Here is a 23,424-nt window from a genome sequence, read left to right as displayed (position 1 = left end):
AAAATTAATTGTTTGCTCATTCAAAGTACTTCATCGATATCTTACAAATTTTTTTCTTTTTCGACATTTCCGTTAGAATAGATTCAAACTGAATGTGGAGTTCCTATGCAATACCGTTGCCCTCAATGTCAAAGTGTTAAAATTATGCCTGTAAGCCAAGGAATTAACAGCGTAAAACCAGCAGTTCCTAAAAGCCTTGTTATCTTAATTCCTGCAATTTTCATGCTTTTACTCTTGGTTGTTATTAGCATTTTTATGTGGATTTTTGGCAATGGTGCAGGCAGCTCTCTTCAAATTGCAACAGTCGTTGTTTTTGTTGTGGCTGTAGGGGCAGGTTTTATGTTCTGGCGTGATTTGCCAGACTTTAAACTGTCTATGCAAGCATTTATGCAGTCACAAAAACATTGGAAATGCCGTGACTGCAATAATGAGTGGGAAATCTAATAAATTATTCACATCAGTTTAATGCTGATGTGAATGTTTTTCCTCAGCATGTTCATGTGGAGCATGCTGGGCAGTGTGTTGACAATTAATTTCTGCATCATCTTCAATTTGCAAAGTAACCTCAGCAATCCCATGTTCGTGAGAAAGCATTTCAACTGCATCTTGATACAACTTGGTACGGTCCGCTTGAGGCGCAAATAAGTGCACCGTTAAATGAATATTTTTAGACGTAATTGCCCATACTTTAAGTTGGTGAATACTCTCCACACCTTTTAAAGAAAGCAGATCTGTACGCAACTTCTCAATATCCACTTCTTCTGGTACACCTTCGAGCAAAATATTAATGCTCTGTTTAAGCAAAATCCATGTACGCGGTAACACCCAAAAACCAATGAGTACAGCAATAAGCGTGTCAATCCAATACCAGTTGGTGAAGTAGATAACAATTGCACCAATAATTACGCCAACTGAACCTAGTGCATCGCTTAGAACTTCTAAATAGGCGCCTTTAACATTTAAGCTAGAGTTGGCATTCGACATTAGAATTTTCATTGAGATGAGATTAATCATCAAACCAATGGTCGCCACAATGAGCATACCCACACTCTGGATCTCAGGTGGTTTAGAGAAGCGGATATAGGCCTCATATAAAATATAAACTGCCACCACAAAAAGCATGAGCGCATTAAATAAAGCAGCCAGAATTTCAAAGCGCTGATAGCCAAAAGTACGTTTATTATCGGCAGGACGTTTTGAAATTTGAATGGCAACTAAAGCAATTGCCAAAGCAGCTGCATCTGTAAACATATGCGCAGCGTCAGAGAGCAATGCCAGACTTTGTGTGATTAAGCCTGCAATGACCTCAACAATTAAAAACGTTGTAGTAAGCGCTAAAGCAATCGTTAGTTTCTTAGCGTTACCTTCAGTCACTACGGCATGACTATGATCGTGTTGTCCACCCATGTTGCGGACTCCTTATTATTTATCTTTATGATGAGGTAAAAGTAACAATGAATGCATCATTACTTTTACCTCTTTCAAACACTTTTTTGACTCAGATTCTGTAATCAAAAAAGATATCTCAAATCGATGACATTATGAATGCTCAGCGCTTTTCGCCTTGCTTTCATTCATCCATCGATAAATGACTGGTAATAAAACCAGCGTTAATATCGTAGATGAAATAATGCCACCGATTACTACCGTTGCCAAAGGTCGCTGAACTTCTGCACCAGTTCCAGTTGCCAAAGCCATTGGAATAAAACCTAGTGAAGCGACACAAGCCGTCATAAGTACGGGTCTTAAACGAAGGATTGCACCATTCCAGGTTGCGGTTTGAAGATCAAATTGCTCTCTAAGCTCTTTAATAAAGCTCAGCATCACCAGACCATTTAGAACAGCAACACCCGACAAGGCAATAAACCCGACACCCGCCGACATTGAAAGTGGAATATCTCTCAACCAAAGTGCAATAAGTCCACCCGACAAAGCAAACGGAACACCGCTAAACACCAACAAGCTTTCTTTAATATTATGGAATACGGCTATGAGTAATATGAAAATCATAGCAAGCGCTAATGGAACAACTATTTTCATTCGTGCGGCAGCAGAAGCCAGATTTTCAAACTGACCGCCATATTCCAACCAGTAACCCGCTGGCAACTGTTCTTTTGCCAGAGTTGTTCTTAACTCTTGAACAAATGAGCCTAAATCACGCCCTTCTACGTTAGCGGTAATAATGACACGGCGCTTACCATTTTCACGCCCCACCTGATTTAAGCCTGAAGTACGCTCAACTTTAGCGACATCTTGAAGTTGGATTAGACCGCCATTTGGTAGCTGAATCGGAAGTTGGGCTAAGTTTTGAATGGTCCGTTGCTGATCCTCTAAGCGAATTTCAAAATCGAATCGTCGATCACCCTGTAAAATCTGCCCTACGTTTTGTCCGCCAACACTTGCCGCCACAATATCTTGAATGGCTTTGGCAGATAATCCGTATTGCGCAGCCAATGGACGGTTAATTTCGACACTCAACACTGGTAAACCGCTCGTTTGTTCTACCTTAACAGCCGTAGCGCCAGAAATTGTCTGTATCTTTTGGGCCAATGTCTGAGCCTGTTCATTAAGTACTTGCATATCATCGCCAAAAATCTTGACGCCAATATCGCTCCGGATACCTGAAATTAGCTCATTAAAACGTAGTTCAATCGGTTGAGAGAACTCGCTGTTATTGCCCGGTAATGTTGCCAAGAAAGCCTGCATACGTGAACGCAGTTCATCTAGCGTCTCTTTAGAGTTTGGCCATTGATCATGAGGTTTAAGTAAAATGACCGCATCAGAGATATTAGGTGGCATCACGTCAGTTGCGACCTCAGCCGTTCCTGTTCGTGCAAAAACAGCCTTTACCTCTGGAAAATTCTTCAAAATGAGCTTTTCAGTATTTTCTTGCATTCGCAGTGATTGCTCGAGTCCAGTACTAGGTGAGCGCATTTGCTGTAACGCGAAATCACCTTCACTGAGTTGCGGAGCAAATTCACTACCCATTTGGGTCGCTAACACGCCTGTGAGCACTAAAATACTCAATGCAAAGCTCAGAACAACGATCTTAAGTTGATAAGCCAGATCAAGAATATCTCGATATTTCTGCTTTAAAGCTTGCATCCAACGTGTTTCTTTTTCTTTCACTTCACCCGTAACAAAAAGAGCAACAGCCGCAGGTACAAATGTCACAGAAAGAATCATGGCACCCAATAACGCCATGACCACGGTCATTGCCATTGGATGGAACATTTTCGCTTCAACGCCAGATAAGGCAAAAATAGGTAAATAGACCACTAAAATAATCATTTGCCCAAAAATAAGCGGTCGACGGGCTTGTTTCGCTGCAAGAAACACTTCTTTGAATCGCTCAGTTCGCGTAAGTGGTCGATGTAAAGCATGCTGTGCTTCTGCTAGACGCCGAATACAGTTCTCTACAATAACAACTGCCCCATCTACAATAATCCCGAAATCAAGCGCTCCTAGGCTCATCAAGTTAGCACTAATGTTTTGCTCAGCCATACCAGCAAGGGTAAATAACATTGAAAGGGGAATAACACAGGCAGTAATTAAAGCGGCTCGGAAATTTCCTAGAAAAATAAATAAAATCACAATAACCAGAATCGCCCCTTCTACAAGGTTCTTCTGTACTGTGGCAATTGCTTTGTTTACTAGAATCGTTCGATCATAAACCGTTTCTATTTCTACCCCTTTGGGTAAAGTAGATTGAATTTCCTTAACTTTACTATCAACGGCCTGAGCAACGGTACGGCTGTTTTCTCCCATCATCATCATGGCAATGCCAAGAACAGTTTCTTCACCATTGTAAGTTGCAGCACCTGTTCTTAAATCATGTCCAATAGAGACATTCGCCACATCTGCCACACGAATTGGTAAACCATTTTTGGTACTTACAGTAATGTTTTGAATATCCTCAACACTACTTAACATGCCTGGCACACGAACAGTAAGTTGCTCACCGTTCTCTTCAATAAATCCCGCACCACGGTTTTCATTGTTTTCTTGCAAAGCAGTCTGAAATTCATTAATTGAAATTTGCAGCTGCTGCAAACGTTTTAAATCAGGCGATACAATATAGGTTTTATTGTAGCCACCAATACTGTTAATTTCGGCTACGCCTTTCACACGCTGCAATTGAGGACGCACAATCCAGTCTTGAATTTCACGCAAGTCCATAGCTGTATAAGTAGTGCCATCTGCTTTTTTAGCACCAGCTTTTGCTTTTACAACCCATTGGTAAATTTCACCCAGCCCCGTTGAAACAGGAGACATGACAGGATCAACCGTTTCAGGTAGTTGTCCATCTGCCTCTTGTAAACGCTGGTTAATCAGTTGTCTTGCCCAATAAATATCAGTTCCGTCTTTAAAAATAATGGTGACTTGAGAAAGTCCATAACGAGAAATGGAGCGAGTCTGTTCCAGATTAGGAATTCCGGCCATCGCATTTTCAATCGGATAGGTAATCCGTTGTTCGACCTCTAAAGCGGTATATCCATTCGCTTGAGTATTAATCTGTACCTGCGTATTGGTAATGTCTGGAACGGCATCAATAGGAAGCTTTTGATAACTCCATATTCCAACGCCAATCCATGTCAGCACAAAGAGCATGACCCAAATAGCATTTTGAATAGCAAACTGAATAATTCTGTCAAACAGTCCTTCGGGTTTGGGCAGCTCAGGTTTATTAATGTCCATGCTCCGCCTCTCCTTTTTCCAATTCGGATTTCAGCAAGAAGCTGCCTTCTGCAACATAGCGCTGGCTTGGATTAATACCTTTTACAACCTCGACCCATTGACCATCTGTAGAACGTTGTCCCAACTGTACTGTGACCGGTTCGAATTCAAAGCCTGTTTTGACCATTTTTGGCGTAAAGATAACGTCTTTACCTTCGACCTGCTGGATCGCTTGTGCTTTTACACGTGTCACTTTTTGTGTTGAGCCTGAATTTAGCTCAACGTTCACCATGAGGTTTGGACGTAATTCACTGTTATTAGCCAAAACTTTCGCACGAACTTGCAAACGCCCCGTTTGAGCATCAGCTTCAGTTGTTAAGCTTTGGACCTGTGCAGTAAATACATTCCCAGTTTGCAAAGATTTAAATTCAACCTGCTGGTTAGGCTGCACATTCACATTACCAGTGCTTGGTAAAATGAACTCCAGCCACAACTGATCAAGCTGATTAATAATAAAAAGCTGATCTGCTAGCTGTACGTTTTCACCCACCACAATATCTTTATTACTGACCATGCCAGCAATTGGAGCTGTTAAGGTGTAGCGTCCCCCTGAGACCGAACCTGCGCCAAATGCACTCAAGCGTGAACGAGCTGCTTTAACTTGAATTTGGGCTTGCTGATAAGCGTTATAAGCTCGTTGATAATCTTGCTTGGCAGAGATTCCTTGTGACCATAAACTGCGTTCACGCTCATAGTCCTGACGCATTAAATCAAGATTAGACTGTGCAATTTGTAAATTGGCTTGCTGATCGACTAAATCTGGTACCAATAAGCTTGCAAGGGCCTGACCTTTTTTAACCTGTTGTCCAAGCTCTACATACACTGCTTCTACATGTCCACTAAAACTTGGCGAAACATGAGCTTGACGGTCTGTATTGACAACTAGCTTGGCTGGATAAGTTTGAAGCTGAGCAACTTCACCTAATTCAGCCTGTTCAATTTTTAAATTTTGTTCCTGCATTTGTTGAGCAGAGAGCATCAATGGTTTTTCACCCTCGTTATTATGTCCTTCACCCTCTTCTTCAGCATGCTCATGCTCTTCTGAGGCTTCAGAAGAGGCAGGTTTATTTTTTGAATTTAAAACGAGCAAACCGATTAATATTGCAGTGATTGCAGCAATCACTCCCACCCAAAGCCACTGAGAATTTTTCTTTAAATTTACCGACATTTTTATTCTCCTGCCTGAGTTGGGAATGTTTGACTTTGTTGCCAAACACGTTGATTCAATTGCATTAAGGCATCTTTGGCCATGATTTGCTCTGGCTCTAACCCTAGACGCAAACTTTGAATTTCAATTGAATTTTGCCAAGCCTGTTTTAATAGCTCGACTTTACGTAACCGAACATCTTGCAATTGCATGGTGGCTTGCTGAACATCGGTTACGGCGAATTTACCTAAACGGAAACCTTGTAATGTTTTTTGCTGAACTTGAATGGCAAGAGGAACTTGTTGATCACTCAATTGTTTAAACTGCATTTGCAAGCCTTTCAATTCAGACATTAGGGCTTCAATATCAATCTGATTTTGCTTTTGATAAAAGCTTTGCTGGCGTTGAGATAACTCTTGCTTGGCTTGAGCAATCTTGATTCCATACTGCTGTCGGTTAAAAAGATTTAAAGGAATTGCGACGCCTAAACGAATTTGGTTATCGGTACTTTGTTCAGGTGATCGAGTGTTATTCACACCTAAAGTTACCGTAGGTAATGGTTTAGCTTTTGCTTTAAGTTGTTGAATGTTGGCTTGCTGAGCAAGGGAATCTAATTGGAAGGAACGCTCTAACAAATTATTTTGTGAATCTTGACTTGGTTCTATATTCGCTGCCAGTGCCCATAACTGGTTTGGGCGTTGGAGTAGTTGAAATTGACTTGAACCACCACCCCACAAGTTCACCAGTTGTTGCTTCGCAACATTTAGTTTTAAACTGACTTGTTGATATAAGCGCTGATTTTCCAAGTGAGACATACGTACTCGGTCTACATCAACCTGAGCAATACTGCCTGCCTGATAACGTTTTTCAGATGCAAGTAAATTTTCTTGGCTGACGGATAGCTGCTCTCCAATGAGAGACTTTTCAAGCTCAAGTAATGCAACTTGTGACCAGAAATATTTAACAATTAAATCAAGCTCAGCCTTATAACGCTGTTCCGCCAAATCAATTTTTGATATTTCCACTTTTGCCAAATTTTGCGCAGCCTTACGCTGCCCAAAGATATCCAAAGGTTGAGAGATTCCAATTGCGAGTTCTTTTTCTTGATCACTCTGGAAACCTGTTTGCTCAATGGAAAGACTTGGGTTAGCCCATAAACGACTTTGCTTTAAATTAGCCTCAGCCATTTGCTGCTGTGCTTGCCAAACACCTTGCTGACTTTGATATTTTTGTACCTGCTCTAAAGCTTGCTCAAAAGTAAAGGCAGCTTTTTGAATATAACGTTCTTGTTGAATATCAGACTGAGCCATCGTTACTTGCCCAGCCAATAGCATGGCAATAGATAGGCTTGAGATGGTTAAAACTTTTTTTAACGTTATCTTAACGTTACTCTCTAAGTGAGAAGTAAAACTCACTCGATTTGAAAAAATAGAAGACATGTTTTGCCCCGCAATAAATAAGAGATGCGGTGGGCTTTTTTTGGCTACCCCACCTATAGCGGGGTTAAAACAGGAGGAGGTTTTAAAGCAGTAAGATGTGGTGACTGGTAAGAATTAGACCAGTAATAAATTGGCGTTAATACATGTATATGTACAACAGGCACCTCGGCTTGTTTTGCAATTTCAGTCATTACTATATGAAAACATGAAGGTAAATGATCATGATGATCTTGCAAGTTCAAAGGAGCCTTATGAGAATTTTCTACTATACTCGTCTGTTCAGTATGAGCTTGATGTGAAGATTGATATACATTCAAAGCCGCATGATGTCCGAAATGATGCAATGCTTTTTCCTGATTTTCATGCATGCAAAATGCCGCTGCCACATTCCATAAACTCTGAAATATGAGCAAACAAAACAAGACTGACATAAAAATCGCAGAACGTGGCAACAGCACACCATTAAGCTAAAAGTTGAACCAAGCCACTATAACAGGCACGAGCTATGTAATAAAATTACAAAAGGCTGATTCGTCAATTCTTCCATTTTTTTAATTTAGAACCCATCACACCTTATTTGGGACAAAAATAATTTCTTCTTGAGTAACGATTATGTATAAACTTTTTTCTGCTTCTATATTAACCATTTGCCTTGGCTTAACGGGCTGTGCCACTTCAATACTATCATCGGCTTTACCTGATGAAACAACTCAAGTTCAAACAAATACTTTAAAAAAAGATCAAATTATTGCGCTAGGTCAGGCAGTTAAAAATCAGCAAGAACAAGGACTCGTATTTATAGGTCAAGACTATAATTATTTAATGACAGATGGTAGTTCAAACCTTCTAAATATTATCAAAAGCATTCCAGCAGAACAAAGAACAATAAAAACACCATCACCTCTTATACTTGAGATGGATGATTCCACCCATTTCCATGGAGAAATAACGATTCGTTATAATATCCCTATGTCTAAAATAGATGAAAAACAAAAAGAACTTTTAAAGACGTTAGGTTTTAAAAATCAATTCATGGCTATGGAAAATCAACAACAAGTTTTTTATCCTTTCACCATAATCCGCTTTAAAGGACAGATTTATCAAAAAGCAGATAATCAAAAGATTCAACAACAAATCTCAACCCCTTACTCAATTGAATTACAAGAAAAAATTGAAACAACCACAAAGCACCCATTTAAACGTGTTACTCGTAAAGTTTTATATCCATTAGCAATGACCTTTGATGTCATTGTTATTGCACCATCTTTAATATGGTCAGATTTACATAGTGATTTTAATAAATAAAACCCATAAAGGCATAAAATAAAAAACCAGCCCTTAGGCTGGTTTTTTTAAATTAACAGAGATTAACCGCTAATTTTTTTGTATTTCGTACGTTTTTGAGCAGCGTCATCACCTAAACGTGACTGGCGATATGCTTCGTATTCTGCATAGTTACCTGCGTAGAATTCTGGCTGCTCATTTTCAAATGACAAGATATGTGTCGCAATACGGTCAAGGAACCAACGGTCATGCGATACCACCATTACCGTACCTGGGAATACAAGAATTGCATCCTCAAGCGCACGTAAAGTTTCAATATCCAAGTCGTTTGATGGCTCATCCAGTAAGATAACGTTTGCACCTAACTGTAAGATCTTCGCCAGTTGTAAACGGTTACGCTCACCACCAGACAATTCGCCTACACGTTTTTGCTGATCTTGACCTTTAAAGTTAAAACGGCCGATATAAGCACGTGACGCGATTTCGTAATCACCGATTTTTAAGATATCTAAACCGCCAGAAACTTCTTCCCAAACAGTTTTATTATTATCTAAAGTGTCACGGATCTGACCAACATAAGCAACTTTAACTGACTCACCTAAGGTCACAGTACCTGTATCAGGTTGCTGTTCGCCGGTCATCATACGGAATAAAGTCGTTTTACCGGCACCGTTCGGACCAACGATACCAACAATCGCTGTTGGCGGTACAGTAAAGCTTAAGTTTTGGTACAGTAAGCGGCCGTCAAATGATTTACTGATGCCTTCCACTTCCACAACTTTGTTACCCAAACGTGGACCAGGTGGAATATAGATTTCAGACGTTTCATTACGTTGCTGGAATTCTTTAGAGTTAAGCTCTTCAAAACGTTCCATACGCGCTTTGTTTTTCTTTTGCTGACCTTTAGCATTTGAACGAACCCATTCAAGTTCTTTTTTCAATGCTTTAGCAAAAGATTCTTCTTGTTTATTTTCCTGCTCTAAACGAGCATTCTTTTGTTCCAACCAAGAAGAATAGTTCCCTTGATAAGGAATCCCCATACCACGGTCAAGTTCAAGAATCCACTCAGCCACGTTATCCAAGAAATAACGGTCATGCGTAATCGCAACGATAGTGCCAGGGAAATCCTTCAAGAAACGTTCTAACCAAGTTACAGATTCTGCATCCAAATGGTTCGTCGGTTCGTCCAGAAGTAACATATCTGGTTTCGAGAGCAATAAACGGCAAAGTGCAACACGACGGCGCTCACCACCAGAAAGTAATGATACGTCTGCATCCCAAGCTGGAAGATTCAATGCATCCGCAGCAATTTCAAGCTGGTTGTTTAGGTTATGTGCATCCCAAGCATGAATAATTGACTCTAATTTTTCCTGCTCTTTTGCAAGTGCATCAAAATCTGCATCAGGCTCAGCATATTCAGCAAAAACTTGATCAAGACGAGCTAAAGCATCCAAAGCCTCACGCACGCCATCTTCAACGTTACCACGAACGTCTTTAGTTGGATCAAGCGGTGGTTCTTGCTCTAAATAGCCGATTTTAATTCCAGGTTGTGCACGAGCCTCACCAGAGAAATCTTTATCTACGCCCGCCATAATACGAAGCAAGGTAGATTTACCTGCACCGTTCAAACCGAGCACACCAATTTTGGCACCCGGGAAAAATGATAAAGAGATGTCTTTTAAGATTTCGCGCTTTGGCGGAACCATTTTAGACACTCGGTTCATCGTATAAATATATTGGGCCACGCAGGACTCCTCAATTGAAAAACCAGTACATCGCAATAAGCGATAAATAATCGCGCGTATTATACGCTGAAAACCTCTTTGACTTGAAGTTATGATTTCCATCGTACGGATTTATCAAACAATTTTCTTTTTCAATAAGTTGCAAAATGTTTATGTATAAGATTTATACAGCATTTCAGCGTATATTTTTCTATCTTTATTCCTAAAAAAGGAAAACAAACCAGAATTTCAGCAATTTTCTCTATTCGTTTTAGGCTAGACTCGCTCAATATTTAACTCACGAAGATGAAGTAATCATGACTTATAAAGATGAAACCTTAGCAATTCATGCTGGCTATTCACCCGAAGCGACCACAAAAGCTGTTGCAGTCCCTATTTACCAAACCACTTCTTATGCATTTGATAATACCCAGCACGGCGCTGACCTCTTCGATTTAAAAGTTCAGGGTAATATTTATACCCGCATTATGAACCCGACCACTGCGGTACTTGAGCAACGTCTTGCAGCACTAGAAGGCGGAATTGGCGCTTTAGCTTTAGCATCTGGCATGGCAGCAATCACCTATGCTATTCAGACGATTACTGAAGCGGGAGACAATATTGCCTCTGTTTCAACATTGTATGGTGGAACCTATAATTTATTTGCCCACACATTACCAAAACAAGGTATTGAGGTCCGATTTTTTGATTACCAAAAGCCTGAAAGCTTGCGTAACTTAATTGATGATAAAACTAAGCTTGTTTTTGTTGAGTCAATTGGAAATCCGCTTGGGAATATTATCGATCTAGAGGCCATTGCGAAAATTGCCCATGAATATGGTGTTCCAGTCGTTGTAGATAATACCGTTGCCACCCCTGCCTTATTAAAACCTTTTGAATATGGTGCTGATATTGTCATTCATTCTCTCACCAAATATATCGGTGGTCATGGCAATAGTATTGGCGGCGCGATTGTAGATAGCGGTAAATTTCCTTGGGGTAAATATCCGGAACGCTTTAAAGTTTTGAACACACCAGACCCGAGTTATCACGGGGTTAATTATGTCGAAGCTTTAGGTGAAGCTGCATATATTGCCCGTGCACGCGTCGTTCCATTGCGCAATACAGGCGCAGCAATTAGCCCATTAAGTGTATTTTTAATTTTACAAGGTTTAGAAACGCTAAACCTTCGGATGGAACGCCATACTGAAAATGCTCAAAAAATTGCGGAATATCTAAAAAATCATCCTAAAGTAAAATGGGTGAATTATGCAGGCCTCAAAGATCACCCACAGCACCAACTGGCTCAGAAGTATGTAAAAGGTAAACCTTCTGCAATTTTATCTTTTGGCGTGCAAGATGGTCTCGAAGGCGGTACTCGTTTTATCGATGCCCTACAACTGTTTACTCGTCTCGTAAATATTGGCGATGCAAAAAGTTTAGCTTGCCACCCTGCTACAACAACTCATCGCCAGCTCAACGAACAAGAACTTAAAGCTGCTGGTGTAAGTGAAGATATGGTTCGTCTTTCAATTGGGATTGAGCATATAGATGACTTAATTGCCGATTTAGAACAAGCGCTTTCAGCTGTGTAATTTTTAAACTACTCAACAAGCCTCTGGAAATAGAGGCTTTTTTCTTTTTTACGCACTATACCACTACAATCAATTAATGGATTAAGATACTATTTTAGAGTTTTTACTCTAAATAAATTGTTAAATTTCATATATTTACAGACTAGACAATTTTTAAACATCTATTAAGATATGAGCAATATTTATGAGTTCATCTGGATGAACCTACGGTTGTAAAAAATAAAAATTACATACCGGAATAAATAGTCCCTGCCCCTACTTAGGTAAAATGCTGTGAATAAAAAATTAGAAGCTCTGTTCCAGGAAAAGGTACAAGATAAAGTCATTTTAGTGACAGGCGCCTCAAGCGGAATCGGTTTAACCATTTCAAACAAACTTGCTGATGCGGGTGCTCATGTCTTATTAGTTGCACGTACTGAAGAAACTTTGGAAGAAGTGAAAGCAGATATCGAAAGTCGTGGTGGTAAAGCATCAATTTTCCCATGTGATCTCAACGATATGGATATGATTGATCAAGTGTCTAAAGAAATTTTAGCAACGGTTGATCACATTGATATTTTAATTAATAACGCAGGTCGTTCTATTCGCCGTGCCGTACATGAGTCTTATGACCGTTTCCATGACTTTGAACGCACGATGCAGTTAAATTATTTTGGCGCAGTGCGCTTAGTTCTCAATATTTTGCCTCACATGATTCAACGTCAAGATGGGCAAATTATTAATATTAGCTCGATTGGTGTGTTAGCAAATGCGACTCGCTTCTCTGCCTATGTCGCATCTAAAGCTGCTCTTGATGCATTTAGCCGCTGTCTATCGGCCGAAGTTCATGCACATAAAATCGCAATTACTTCAATTTATATGCCATTGGTTCGTACCCCAATGATTGCGCCAACCAAAATTTATAAATATGTACCAACACTTTCACCTGAGCAGGCTGCTGACTTAATTGCTTATGCAATTGTGAAACGTCCAAAACGTATGGCAACCAACTTGGGTCGTTTAGCTTCAATGACTTATTCTGTCGCACCGAGCATCAACAATATGTTTATGTCGATTGGCTTTCGCTTATTCCCAAGTTCGGATGCAGCAAAAGGTCAAGAAACCGAGAAATTGAACTGGGCACAAAAAGCATATGCACGAATTTTCCCAGGTGAACACTGGTAATTTCTGGCTAAAAATATAGTTTAGAATTTAAAAAGCGCCTCACTTAAGGCGCTTTTTTTAACTAAAAATACTATCCATCAAGGAACTGAACATGTCCTGTTTTTACATCATAAATTGCGCCTACAATTGTAATCTCACCTCGCTCAACCATATCTTTTAAAACGCTACTATGGCTAATAATGTATTGAATATTGTAGTGAACATTCATGGCAGTCACCTGATTTACAAAGGCTTTGCTGAGTTCACGTGGCTGCATAATGTCATACACACTATCAACCGAATGCATTAAAGGCCCAAGCACATATTGAATATGTGGCATTTCCTTCACGTCAGCCACTTGCTTATGTTCTAGGCGTAATTGACATGCGCTCGTCACTGCACCGCAATCGGTATGCCCTAAGACTACAATCACTTTAGAGCCTTTAGCCTGACAAGCAAACTCAAGCGAGCCTAATACCTTTTGCCCAGCAATATTACCTGCGATTCGTAAGCTAAACAGATCACCAATACCCACATCAAAAATCATTTCTGTAGGTGCACGTGAGTCCATACAACCAAGAACAGCTGCGATCGGGTGTTGTCCTTCATCTGCGGTAACTCGAATTTGACGATAAATATCCCGTTGCAGGCGTTCGTTTCTTACAAAACGTTCATTACCCTCTTTAAGCAAATTCACGACTTGCTGTGGACTCAGTTTTTGTTGTAAATCTCTTGTACTAATATCAATATCAAGTACTGCATCATCCACATCTTGATAGTGCTGCTTAAACCCAACAAGTTTAAGGTTTACCTGACGTTTAATGGCAGTTTCATTTTGATAATCTTGAATAACTTGGTAGATGTCAGGATCAATCGAATCACATTGAGTTGCATCAATAATGAGTTGTTGATGTTTATGTACATGTTCTAATGCAGAAATAAGCGCAGAACGATTAAGAAAGGTGACTTGTGATGGAAGTTCAATACGAGTAACTACGCCGTGCAAGCGCTTCTCTCTATAAACACGAATACCCTTATTAAAATTCCCATAAAGAATAAAAGCACTACTGGTGAACAGACCAATTAAAATTCCCATTAAAAGATCGGTCTGCAAAATTGCAACTAAGGTAATAATAAAAGGTAAAAATTGTTTCCAACCCTTTTGATAAAGCTGTTTAAATAGTTTTGGATGGGTAAGCTTAAACCCTGTCACGATTAAGATCGCAGCCAATACTGACAAAGGAATCATGTTCATTAATGGCACGAAAAACAAAACCGCCAATAGCAATAATACGCCATGAATAATGGTAGAGCATTTACTACGCGCGCCTGTATTTGCATTCACTGAACTACGCACAATCACTGAGGTTACAGGCATTCCACCAATTAAGCCTGAAATAATATTACCTGTGCCTTGTGCCCAGAGTTCACGATTAGGGGGAGAAGAGCGTTTTTGAGGATCGATTTTATCTGCCGCTTCCAGATTCAATAATGTTTCTAACGATGCAACGACAGCAAGCGTAATTGCCCCTGTGTAAATCATAGGCTCAGCTAAATAGCTAAAATCAGGGAAAATTAATACTTTTTCGGGTGCTTGCAATATATTCGGCAATTGAATGAGGTTATCAACTTGCACTGCCCATGGAGAGCCAATACTCACCAAAATAAAATTTAAAACCGCTGCCAACACAACTGCAATCAGAGCAGAAGGCAAAGCTAGTTTTTTGAGTGGACTGCTATCCCACGCTAAAATTAAGAATAAACTGAGCAGACCAATGAGTGCAGCGCCTCCATCAAAACGCTGAAGAAATGCGTCTGGCGTTGAAGTCCAAACCTGCTTCCATGAAAAATCAGAAAGCCCAAACAGATAAGGTAATTGTGTCGCAATCAGGATGACACCAATGGCCGCCAGTAATCCTAAAATGACATTATTTGGAATAAAGTTTGCAAAAAAGCCTAACTTGAATAATCCAAAGAGAATTTGTAAAACACCAGCAAAAATAATACATAATAAAAAGGCGGCATAATTGCCGCCTAATTGTTCTAACTGTACAAGAATTACAGCAGTTAGTCCTGCTGCTGGTCCGGCTACACTGATGTGGGAGCCACTCAGTAAGCCAACAATAATACCGCCAACAATACCAGCAATAATGCCAGAGATAATGGGAGCTCCTGAGGCTAAAGCGATACCCAAACACAGCGGTAATGCCACAAGGAATACGACAACTCCGGACAGGAGGTCTTTTAAATGAAATCTATTTTTCAGGTTTAAAACCGACATAAAACAACCATTTATAATATAAAGAAATAAGCAAAGTTGTACTATTACAGCCTGAAAGTGATTAATTGCTTCAAGGCTGGGTTGATGATGTCGGACAACTGAATCTCATTAAAGTTGAGTTATGCTATAACGTTGTATAGTTGATTGTAGATTTAACAACGTTTTTGTTGATCTTAAGATTCACCTCATCTTTACGACTGCGATTTTTTTCTTATCTGCTTTTATATAATTGTTAAAAATAATTTTTAACCCATAAAAAAAGCCTCCGATTGGAGGCCTTTTTATCAATTAAAAACTCTTATTTAGAGCCTTTAATCCCTGCTTGTAGTAACAATGCGCCTAAACCGCCAATCTTTTGTTCTTGTGGTTTATCTTGCTTGCTGCGCTGAGGACGTTCAGCTTGATCTTTACGCGGTTGAGGACGTTTACCTTGAGGTTTACGCTCAAAACGTTGTTCTGTATTTTGCTCGCGGCGTGGTGGACGCTGAGCTTTTACAGGTGCAGAACCTTCAGCACGCATACTTAAGTTCACGCGGTTACGTTCAACATCAACCTGCATAACACGCACTTGTACGATCTGGCCCGGTTTTACAACTTTATGTGGATCAGATACGAATTCATTTGCTAATTCAGAAATATGAACTAAACCATCCTGATGCACACCGATATCAACAAAGGCACCAAAGTTTGTGACATTAGTGATCACACCTTCAAGTTGCATGCCTTCTGTCAATTGACCAACTTCAGTAATATCTTCACGGAATTTAGCAGTACGGAACTCTGGACGTGGGTCACGACCCGGTTTTTCAAGTTCAGCTAAAACGTCTTGAATTGTTGGTAAACCAAATTTGTCATCAACAAATTCATCAGCTTTTACTTGACGAATGATTTCAGTATTACCGATGATGTCTTTAACAGTTGTTGCTTTTGCTGCAACAATTTTCTCAACAAGACCATAACTTTCTGGGTGAACAGAAGACGCATCCAAAGGTTCAGAACCATTTTGAATACGTAAGAAACCAGCCGCTTGTTCAAAAGTACGCTCGCCTAAACGTGGTACGCTTTTCAACGCTTGACGGTTATCAAAACGGCCATGCTCTTTGCGGTATTCAACAATCTGTTGAGCAATTGCTTTGTTTAAACCAGCAATATAAGCCAAGATTGCTGGTGAAGCGGTATTTACATCAACGCCTACAGCATTCACACAGTCTTCTACTACTGCATCAAGTGTTTTTGCCAAACCAGTCTGGTTCACATCGTGTTGATATTGACCCACACCAATTGATTTCGGATCAATCTTAACAAGTTCTGCAAGTGGATCTTGTAAACGGCGAGCAATAGAAACTGCTCCACGAATTGAAACGTCAAGCTCTGGGAGTTCTGCTGAAGCAAGTTCACTTGCAGAGTAAACAGATGCACCCGCTTCACTTACAGTGATTCGTGTTAAATTCAGATCAGTATTCGCAGCCATCATTTCAGCTACAACAGCTTCTGTTTCACGGCTAGCTGTACCATTACCAATTGCAATGAGCTCTACATTATATTCACGACATAGGCGTGCAAGTTCAGCAATTGAGCCTTCTTTATCTTCTTTTGGAGCAAATGGATAAATCGTGCTGTGAGCAAGTACGTCACCTGCATCGCTGATCACTGCAAGTTTCACACCTGTACGAATACCAGGGTCAACACCTAAAGTAGTACGACTACCTGCTGGCGCTGACAATAATAAATGACGAAGATTTTCAGCAAATACCTGCATTGCTTCTGCTTCGGCAGTAAGACGTTTCTCTGTCAGCAATGAATGCTCAATTTGAGGACGAATCTTGCCTAACCAGAATAATTTTGCAGTTTGCTTTAAGAAGTCCTGACGTGCTTGAGGCTGAATTTGCTCAAGGTTGTATTCAGTTTCAATACGCGCCAATGGTGCATCATCTTCACCATCTACTTTCAAACCCAATACGTTTTCTTGACGACCACGTAACATCGCCAATAAACGATGAGAAGGTAATTTGTTTAGACCTTCAGAAAATTCAAAATAATCACGGAATTTTTTACCAACTTCTTTCTTTTCTTCAGATGCAACATTACTTTTTAAAACCGCAGTTTTTGCAAAAGTTGTTTTTAATTCTGTAGTAAGTGAAATATTTTGTGCCCAGTCATCAATCAGAATATGCTGAATCGCATCTAACTGACTTTCAACATCTGGATAGTCTTCATGACTGAATCCAGCCAATGCTTCTGTCGGGTCAACTTGTTCTGCAATAATTTTTTCAGCAATTGGTCCTAAACCTGCTTCTTTTGCTTTAAAAGATTTACTTGTACGCTTAGGGCGATACGGTGCATAAAGTTCTTCTAAAGCATTTTTTGTTTCGGCTGCATTCACCCGCGCCAACAAGTCATCATTCAATTTATTTTGTTCTTGCAATGACTGAATGACTTTTTCACGGCGCTCATATAAATCACGTAAATACGCTAAACGAGTATCTAATTGGCGTAACTGCGTATCATCTAAACCTTGTGTTACTTCTTTACGGTAACGGGCAATAAATGGAACACTGGCACCCTCATCAATTAAGCGGATGGCAGCTTCTACTTGGTTTGGACGTACGGCAAGCTCACTTGCCAACTGCTGAACTAAGTCAGTCATCGTGTTTGATCCCACAAGGATAAAGTTTAAAAGCACTGATTATAAAGACCAAGCCCATAAAATCCACACTTGTTTGCGTATTCAAAACGTTTTTTTTTATTGACTCTGGATATTTATGCTTTTTAGAGCAACTAGAGCACATAAAAACAGGTATTTAAGTCTAAAAATTTCAAAGCTGCCTTCTGCCGTTACTCTTTATAAAATTACAAACGCGCAACTTATGTCATGAAGGTGTAAAAATTTTATTATAATTTATGAGAAAATGATCATATTGATACACTCCTGAAAAGTTAAAAAGATAGAGTTGCAACAATATTTTATTCGTCTCATCTTTTATCAAACCCAGCTACTTGCCTACTACAACAATTAAAAGCGCTATAACAACCGAGTTCATCTACCTAAAATAAACTATTTGAAACAATTAGTTATTAACATTTAATGTTTAAAAAATTATCAAATATTTAAGTATTTGTTTTTTTAGATCAGTCTTTGCTAAATTATGGGCTTAAGATGTTGTTTTTTGGTTTCAAACCACCTTGAAAATTGTAATTTTGAGCAAATTGATACATAGTCTTAACGAGAACATCAGCATTATACTGAGGGCTTGCTGGCAATAAGCCTCACCGACCCAATAATATATAAATTATGACTTTAAAAGGGAGTACATCATGAGTTTAGTTGTACCTGCTGAACATCCTGAAACCGTACACAACGAAACGGATCGTGTCGAACGTATTTTAGTGGTCGATGACGATGTGCGTTTACGTACCCTCTTGCAACGTTTTTTGGAAGATAAAGGCTTTGTTGTAAAAACCGCCCACGATGCTTCGCAAATGGACCGTTTATTACAGCGTGAGTTATTTTCACTTATCGTACTCGACTTTATGTTGCCAGTTGAAGATGGCTTAAGTATTTGCCGTCGTTTACGCCAATCAAATATTGATACACCTATTATCATGTTAACAGCACGTGGTAGCGATTCAGACCGTATTGCAGGTCTTGAAGCTGGTGCAGATGATTACTTGCCAAAACCATTTAATCCAAATGAACTTTTAGCTCGTATTCGTGCTGTATTGCGTCGCCAAGTTCGTGAAGTTCCTGGTGCTCCAAGCCAACAAGTTGAAGTTGTGAGCTTTGGTCCATGGTCTTTAGACTTGTCTACACGCACACTGACACGTGAAGGTCAAATCGTTACCTTAACGACTGGCGAATTTGCAGTATTAAAAGCATTGGTACAACACCCACGTGAACCATTAACGCGCGACAAACTTATGAATTTGGCTCGTGGCCGTGAATGGGGTGCAATGGAACGTTCAATTGACGTTCAAGTATCTCGCCTACGTCGTTTAATTGAAGATAATCCTGCACGTGCACGTTATATCCAAACGGTATGGGGCGTGGGTTATGTATTTGTTCCAGATGGTGCGGAATAAGCTTGAGATAAGATAGAGTGAGTTTAGAACCAATCGCGCCACAAAACTTTACTGACTACACCACCTACTCTGAACGGAAACGAACTCGGTGGGAACGTTTTCTCGACAAAATTAAGCCACGTTCTGCTGCCATGCGTACCACTATTTTGGTACTGCTGGTGGTATTTTTTAGCTTATTTATGTCGTTATGGTTCTTTTGGCGCACTCTTTATTTACCTGAAATTCAACAACATGCTCGTTATCTTGCAGTTGAACTTGAGCTCGTCAACAATCCAGATATACGGATTTTTCATCGCGAAAATGAAGTTGATGTTGATGCGTGGTTACGCAATCGTGTTGGTATTGAATATGTTACCAACCCTAAAGAATATCCAAGTGTCCGCGAGAAAGTTATTGCCGAGTTTTTTACCAATCAGATCGAACAAAAACTGGCAAATGAGATTGGGGCTAAGGATGTTACGGTTTACTTCCAGTTTAAACCTAGTCCACGTATCTGGATTCAAACACCTGAAATGCACGGGAATTGGGTCCGCGAGCCTTTAAAAACCTATGCCAATTATAGCCCTGAGCTATTAATTGGTTGGATCGTTGGTGTTCCATTACTTTCAGCTATTATTATTCTGATTTTAGTTAGGCAGATGAACCGCCCTTTACGTCGTTTGCAAAATGCTGCCAATGAATATAGTAAAGCTGGAACAGCACCTTACTTAGATACCAATCACGGTCCCTTAGAAATTCGTCAGGTGAACCAAGCCTTTAACCGCATGGTTTATACGCTTGACCAAACTGAGCGTGAACGACGTATTATGCTGGCCGGCATTTCACATGATCTAAGAACTCCTCTTACACGTATTCGCTTAACGGCGGAAATGTTACCTGATGAGTTTTTACGTGAAGGTCTGGTCTATGACGTAGATGATATGGACGCAATTCTTAATCAGTTCATATCTTATATGCGTGATGGCTCAGATGAAGAGTTGAAAGACACCAATATCAATATGCTTTTGCAAGAACTTGTTGTTCAGTTCAAACCTTTAGACATTCAATTCGAAATGCAGGATGTCCCGATTATTCCTGCACGCAGCCTTTCTCTAAAACGACTGATTGCCAATCTAATTAACAATGCAAAGCGCTATGGCGCTGAACCAATAGAACTCAGTGCAAAACTTGAAAATGAACATATTTTAATTACGGTTGCCGATCATGGTGAAGGTATTCCAGCAGATCAGGTTGAAGAGTTAATGCAACCGTTTGTCCGCGGAGATTCAGCAAGAACAATCCAAGGTAGTGGACTTGGACTGGCCATTGTCAAACGTATTGTCGATATTCACCACGGTGAAATTCATATTCATAACCGTGAACAAGGTGGTTTAGAAGTGATTATTACTTTACCCATCCCGAAACCAAGCACTGAAGAAAACAGCTCGATCAACCCATTAGAAAAAATAAAACAAACTTTGAGTGAGCGCTTTTAATTTCACCAGTTAGTTATTGGAAGCCTCATTTTAAAGACAAATAAAATAATTAAAAATCAATAAAATAAAAACTATAAATATATTTTATACCACCATTTATTTACAAAATTAGACCTTAGCCTAACACCTATGCACTTTTCAATTTTTCATAGCTAAAATCCCCTATGTTTTGACAATTCTGAGGATGTCCAATGTCTTTAAGTCGTATTCGCCTAGCTTCTCTTCATGACAAGGTCATCAGTGCTGAACAAGCTGCACAATTCATCGAAGATGGAATGACCGTAGGTATGAGTGGTTTTACTCGTGCTGGTGAAGCTAAAGCTGTTCCACAAGCACTTGTAGAACTTGCAAAGAAAAATCCGTTAAAAATCACGTTAATTACGGGTGCCAGCTTAGGTAACGACTTAGACAAACAACTCACGGAAGCAGGTGTTTTATCTCGTCGTATGCCATTCCAAGTGGACAATACCTTACGTCGTGCCATTAACAACGGCGAAGTTATGTTTATTGACCAACATTTGTCTGAAACTGTTGAGCAAATGCGTAACCAACAACTTAAACGTCCTGATGTTGCAGTGATTGAAGCAATTGCAATTACTGAAGATGGCGGCATTATTCCAACGACTTCTGTAGGTAACTCTGCGAGCTTCGCTATTTTTGCCGAGAAAGTTATTGTTGAAATCAACACATCTTTAAGCGAAAGCTTTGAAGGTTTGCACGACATCTACATTCCAACTTATCGTCCAACACGTACTCCAATTCCATTAACAAAAGTGGATGAGCGTATTGGTACATCAGCAATCCAAATCGATCCTGCAAAGATTGTTGGTATTGTATTTAACGATACGCATGACTCACCATCAACGGTAACTCCGCCAGATGATGAAACTCAAGGCATTGCAAACCACCTGATCGCGTTCTTTAATAAAGAAGTTGCAGAAGGTCGCTTACCGAAAAGCCTTGGCCCATTACAAGCAGGTATCGGCTCTATTGCCAATGCCGTATTAACTGGCTTAAAAGATTCTGACTTTGAAGACCTCATCATGTACTCAGAAGTATTACAAGACTGTACTTTTGAACTCATTGATGCAGGTAAAATGAAATTTGCTTCTGGTAGCTCAATTACGCTTTCTGCAAAATGCGGCGAGAAAGTTTTTGGCAATATTGAAGCTTACAAAGACAAATTAGTACTTCGTCCACAAGAAATTTCTAACCACCCTGAACTGGTTCGCCGTTTAGGTATTATCGGCATTAACACTGCCCTTGAGTTTGATATTTACGGTAACGTGAACTCGACTCACGTGTGTGGTACGAAAATGATGAACGGTATTGGTGGTTCAGGTGACTTCGCTCGTAACGCTCACTTGGCGATCTTTGTGACTAAATCAATTGCTAAAGGCGGCGATATCTCTTCTATCGTGCCAATGGTGAGTCACGTTGACCACAGTGAACATGATGTTGATATTTTAGTGACAGAGCAAGGTTTAGCTGATTTACGTGGTTTAGCACCTCGTGAACGTGCTCGCGTTGTTATCGACAACTGTGTGCACCCACTTTACCGGGATGCATTAAATGACTACTTTGATCGTGCATGTGCTAAAGGTGGACATACGCCTCATTTACTTCGTGAGGCATTGTCTTGGCATGCAAACTTTGAAGAGACAGGCCAAATGCTTCAAGCAACACCAATTGCAAAATCAGCTTAAATAACTGATTGAATTCAAGCACTCCTACGGGGGTGCTTTTTTATTTGTTTAAATTATTAATAAACACTGCTCAAGCTCGAATTTTTATTTTATCTTTTCAGCACATCAAAACAAAAAGTAGAAATCCATATGTTTATTATTCGTCAATTTACAAATGCGGATCTGGAAGATGTCGTTATTTTATGGGAAAGCTGCGGCCTGACTCGTCCTTGGAATAATCCTGAAACCGATATTTTCAGAAAAGTCTCACAACAAGATGATTTATTTCTGGTTGCTATTAAAGATGAGCAACTTATTGGCACACTTATGGGCGGCTACGACGGCCATAGAGGCTGGATTAATTATTTGGCTGTTCACCCCCACCAACAACGCTTAGGAATAGCTACAGCGCTCGTTCAGCAGCTTGAAAAGCGACTAATTGCTCGGGGTTGCCCAAAACTTCAATTATTGGTGCGTAAAGATAATCTGAATGTACTGAATTTTTATGAACAACTTGGCTATGACGAAGTAGAAGCAGTGTGCTTAGGAAAACGTTTAATTAGCGATAGTTCACATGATTAGAACCTTATTTATTATTACTTTGGGATGACAAGAAAAATAATCAGAGCTTGGGGATAAATGACTGTGCTTGTGGATAAATCTCATTTTACCCACAAGTCAGGAAATGAATTGTTTAAATAAAATCATAAGCGCGAAAAAAAACCTCATACGCTATGTATGAGGTTTTTTTGGAATATGGTGGCGAGACCCAGGATCGAACTGGGGACACACGGATTTTCAATCCGTTGCTCTACCTACTGAGCTATCACGCCG

16 protein-coding genes, 1 tRNA gene and 1 pseudogene are annotated in these 23,424 nt (G+C 39.9%); 9 read left to right on the top strand and 9 right to left on the bottom strand.

Going from position 1 to position 23,424, the window contains the following annotated elements; genetic code table 11:
* The first annotated feature begins 105 nt into the window (after positions 1 to 105).
* Entirely contained in the window at positions 106 to 444 is a 339-nt protein-coding gene (locus KTH84_RS12480) for a membrane protein (protein WP_042895511.1), read from the top strand.
* Between the two features lie 18 nt (positions 445 to 462).
* Here KTH84_RS12480 and KTH84_RS12475 read toward each other — a convergent pair whose 3' ends face one another.
* From KTH84_RS12475 to KTH84_RS12455, 5 genes are all read right to left on the bottom strand, one after another.
* The gene (locus tag KTH84_RS12475) at positions 463 to 1,407 is read right to left on the bottom strand and encodes a cation diffusion facilitator family transporter (protein ID WP_262473369.1); all 945 of its coding nucleotides are present in this window, start codon (positions 1,405 to 1,407) and stop codon (positions 463 to 465) included.
* 132 nt (positions 1,408 to 1,539) lie between these two features.
* Positions 1,540 to 4,698 carry an efflux RND transporter permease subunit gene (locus KTH84_RS12470; RefSeq protein ID WP_262473367.1) on the bottom strand — a complete coding sequence of 1,053 codons (3,159 nt, stop codon included), beginning with the start codon at positions 4,696 to 4,698 and terminating at the stop codon, positions 1,540 to 1,542.
* A complete protein-coding gene (locus tag KTH84_RS12465; RefSeq protein WP_262473365.1) occupies positions 4,688 to 5,905 on the bottom strand; it encodes an efflux RND transporter periplasmic adaptor subunit in 1,218 nt (405 codons plus the stop codon). The genes KTH84_RS12470 and KTH84_RS12465 overlap by 11 nt, the downstream gene beginning before the upstream one ends.
* Positions 5,906 to 5,907: 2 nt before the next feature.
* Positions 5,908 to 7,323, bottom strand: coding sequence for a TolC family protein (locus KTH84_RS12460; RefSeq protein ID WP_262473363.1), 1,416 nt, complete (start codon positions 7,321 to 7,323; stop codon positions 5,908 to 5,910).
* 53 nt (positions 7,324 to 7,376) lie between these two features.
* The gene (locus KTH84_RS12455) at positions 7,377 to 7,775 is read right to left on the bottom strand and encodes a cation efflux protein, CzcI-like (RefSeq protein WP_262473362.1); all 399 of its coding nucleotides are present in this window, start codon (positions 7,773 to 7,775) and stop codon (positions 7,377 to 7,379) included.
* A 160-nt stretch (positions 7,776 to 7,935) separates the two neighbouring features.
* Here KTH84_RS12455 and KTH84_RS12450 point away from each other — a divergent pair, with 160 nt between their 5' ends.
* Positions 7,936 to 8,628 (top strand): hypothetical protein, encoded by a 693-nt coding sequence (locus tag KTH84_RS12450; protein WP_262473360.1) that lies wholly within the window; start codon positions 7,936 to 7,938, stop codon positions 8,626 to 8,628.
* Positions 8,629 to 8,690: 62 nt separating this feature from the next.
* Here KTH84_RS12450 and ettA read toward each other — a convergent pair whose 3' ends face one another.
* Complete coding sequence (ettA, locus tag KTH84_RS12445) at positions 8,691 to 10,352, bottom strand: energy-dependent translational throttle protein EttA (protein ID WP_133971454.1); 1,662 nt, start codon at positions 10,350 to 10,352, stop codon at positions 8,691 to 8,693.
* A 296-nt stretch (positions 10,353 to 10,648) separates the two neighbouring features.
* On the opposite strand from ettA, the gene KTH84_RS12440 reads away from it, so the two are divergent.
* Positions 10,649 to 11,926 carry an O-acetylhomoserine aminocarboxypropyltransferase/cysteine synthase family protein gene (locus KTH84_RS12440; protein WP_262473358.1) on the top strand — a complete coding sequence of 426 codons (1,278 nt, stop codon included), beginning with the start codon at positions 10,649 to 10,651 and terminating at the stop codon, positions 11,924 to 11,926.
* Positions 11,927 to 12,199: 273 nt separating this feature from the next.
* Positions 12,200 to 13,090 carry an SDR family NAD(P)-dependent oxidoreductase gene (locus KTH84_RS12435; RefSeq protein ID WP_133971450.1) on the top strand — a complete coding sequence of 297 codons (891 nt, stop codon included), beginning with the start codon at positions 12,200 to 12,202 and terminating at the stop codon, positions 13,088 to 13,090.
* Positions 13,091 to 13,160: 70 nt separating this feature from the next.
* Here KTH84_RS12435 and KTH84_RS12430 read toward each other — a convergent pair whose 3' ends face one another.
* Together KTH84_RS12430 and KTH84_RS12425 are read right to left on the bottom strand one after the other, a co-directional pair.
* A complete protein-coding gene (locus KTH84_RS12430) occupies positions 13,161 to 15,350 on the bottom strand; it encodes a bifunctional SulP family inorganic anion transporter/carbonic anhydrase (RefSeq protein ID WP_262473355.1) in 2,190 nt (729 codons plus the stop codon).
* Between the two features lie 298 nt (positions 15,351 to 15,648).
* Complete coding sequence (locus KTH84_RS12425; protein WP_262473353.1) at positions 15,649 to 17,997, bottom strand: Tex family protein; 2,349 nt, start codon at positions 17,995 to 17,997, stop codon at positions 15,649 to 15,651.
* Positions 17,998 to 18,665: 668 nt separating this feature from the next.
* Here KTH84_RS12425 and ompR point away from each other — a divergent pair.
* The 5 genes and pseudogenes from ompR (at position 18,666) to KTH84_RS12400 (ending at position 23,172) form a co-directional block, all read left to right on the top strand.
* On the top strand, positions 18,666 to 19,430 hold the full coding sequence (ompR, locus tag KTH84_RS12420) for a two-component system response regulator OmpR (RefSeq protein ID WP_000060753.1): 765 nt from the start codon (positions 18,666 to 18,668) through the stop codon (positions 19,428 to 19,430).
* 17 nt (positions 19,431 to 19,447) lie between these two features.
* The gene (locus KTH84_RS12415) at positions 19,448 to 20,905 is read left to right on the top strand and encodes an ATP-binding protein (RefSeq protein WP_133971443.1); all 1,458 of its coding nucleotides are present in this window, start codon (positions 19,448 to 19,450) and stop codon (positions 20,903 to 20,905) included.
* A gap of 27 nt (positions 20,906 to 20,932) precedes the next feature.
* Positions 20,933 to 21,061: pseudogene (locus KTH84_RS12410) on the top strand (hypothetical protein).
* 35 nt (positions 21,062 to 21,096) lie between these two features.
* The gene (locus tag KTH84_RS12405) at positions 21,097 to 22,611 is read left to right on the top strand and encodes an acetyl-CoA hydrolase/transferase family protein (RefSeq protein ID WP_133971441.1); all 1,515 of its coding nucleotides are present in this window, start codon (positions 21,097 to 21,099) and stop codon (positions 22,609 to 22,611) included.
* A 129-nt stretch (positions 22,612 to 22,740) separates the two neighbouring features.
* Entirely contained in the window at positions 22,741 to 23,172 is a 432-nt protein-coding gene (locus tag KTH84_RS12400; protein WP_004639785.1) for a GNAT family acetyltransferase, read from the top strand.
* Between the two features lie 175 nt (positions 23,173 to 23,347).
* Here KTH84_RS12400 and KTH84_RS12395 read toward each other — a convergent pair.
* A tRNA-Phe gene (locus KTH84_RS12395) sits at positions 23,348 to 23,423 on the bottom strand.
* Position 23,424 lies beyond the last annotated feature (1 nt).

The organism is Acinetobacter sp. WU_MDCI_Abxb74 (assembly GCF_025513915.1).
GTDB lineage: Bacteria > Pseudomonadota > Gammaproteobacteria > Pseudomonadales > Moraxellaceae > Acinetobacter > Acinetobacter calcoaceticus_C.
Note: the sequence above shows the minus strand (reverse complement) of the source record. Positions and strands in the feature narration are given on the sequence as shown.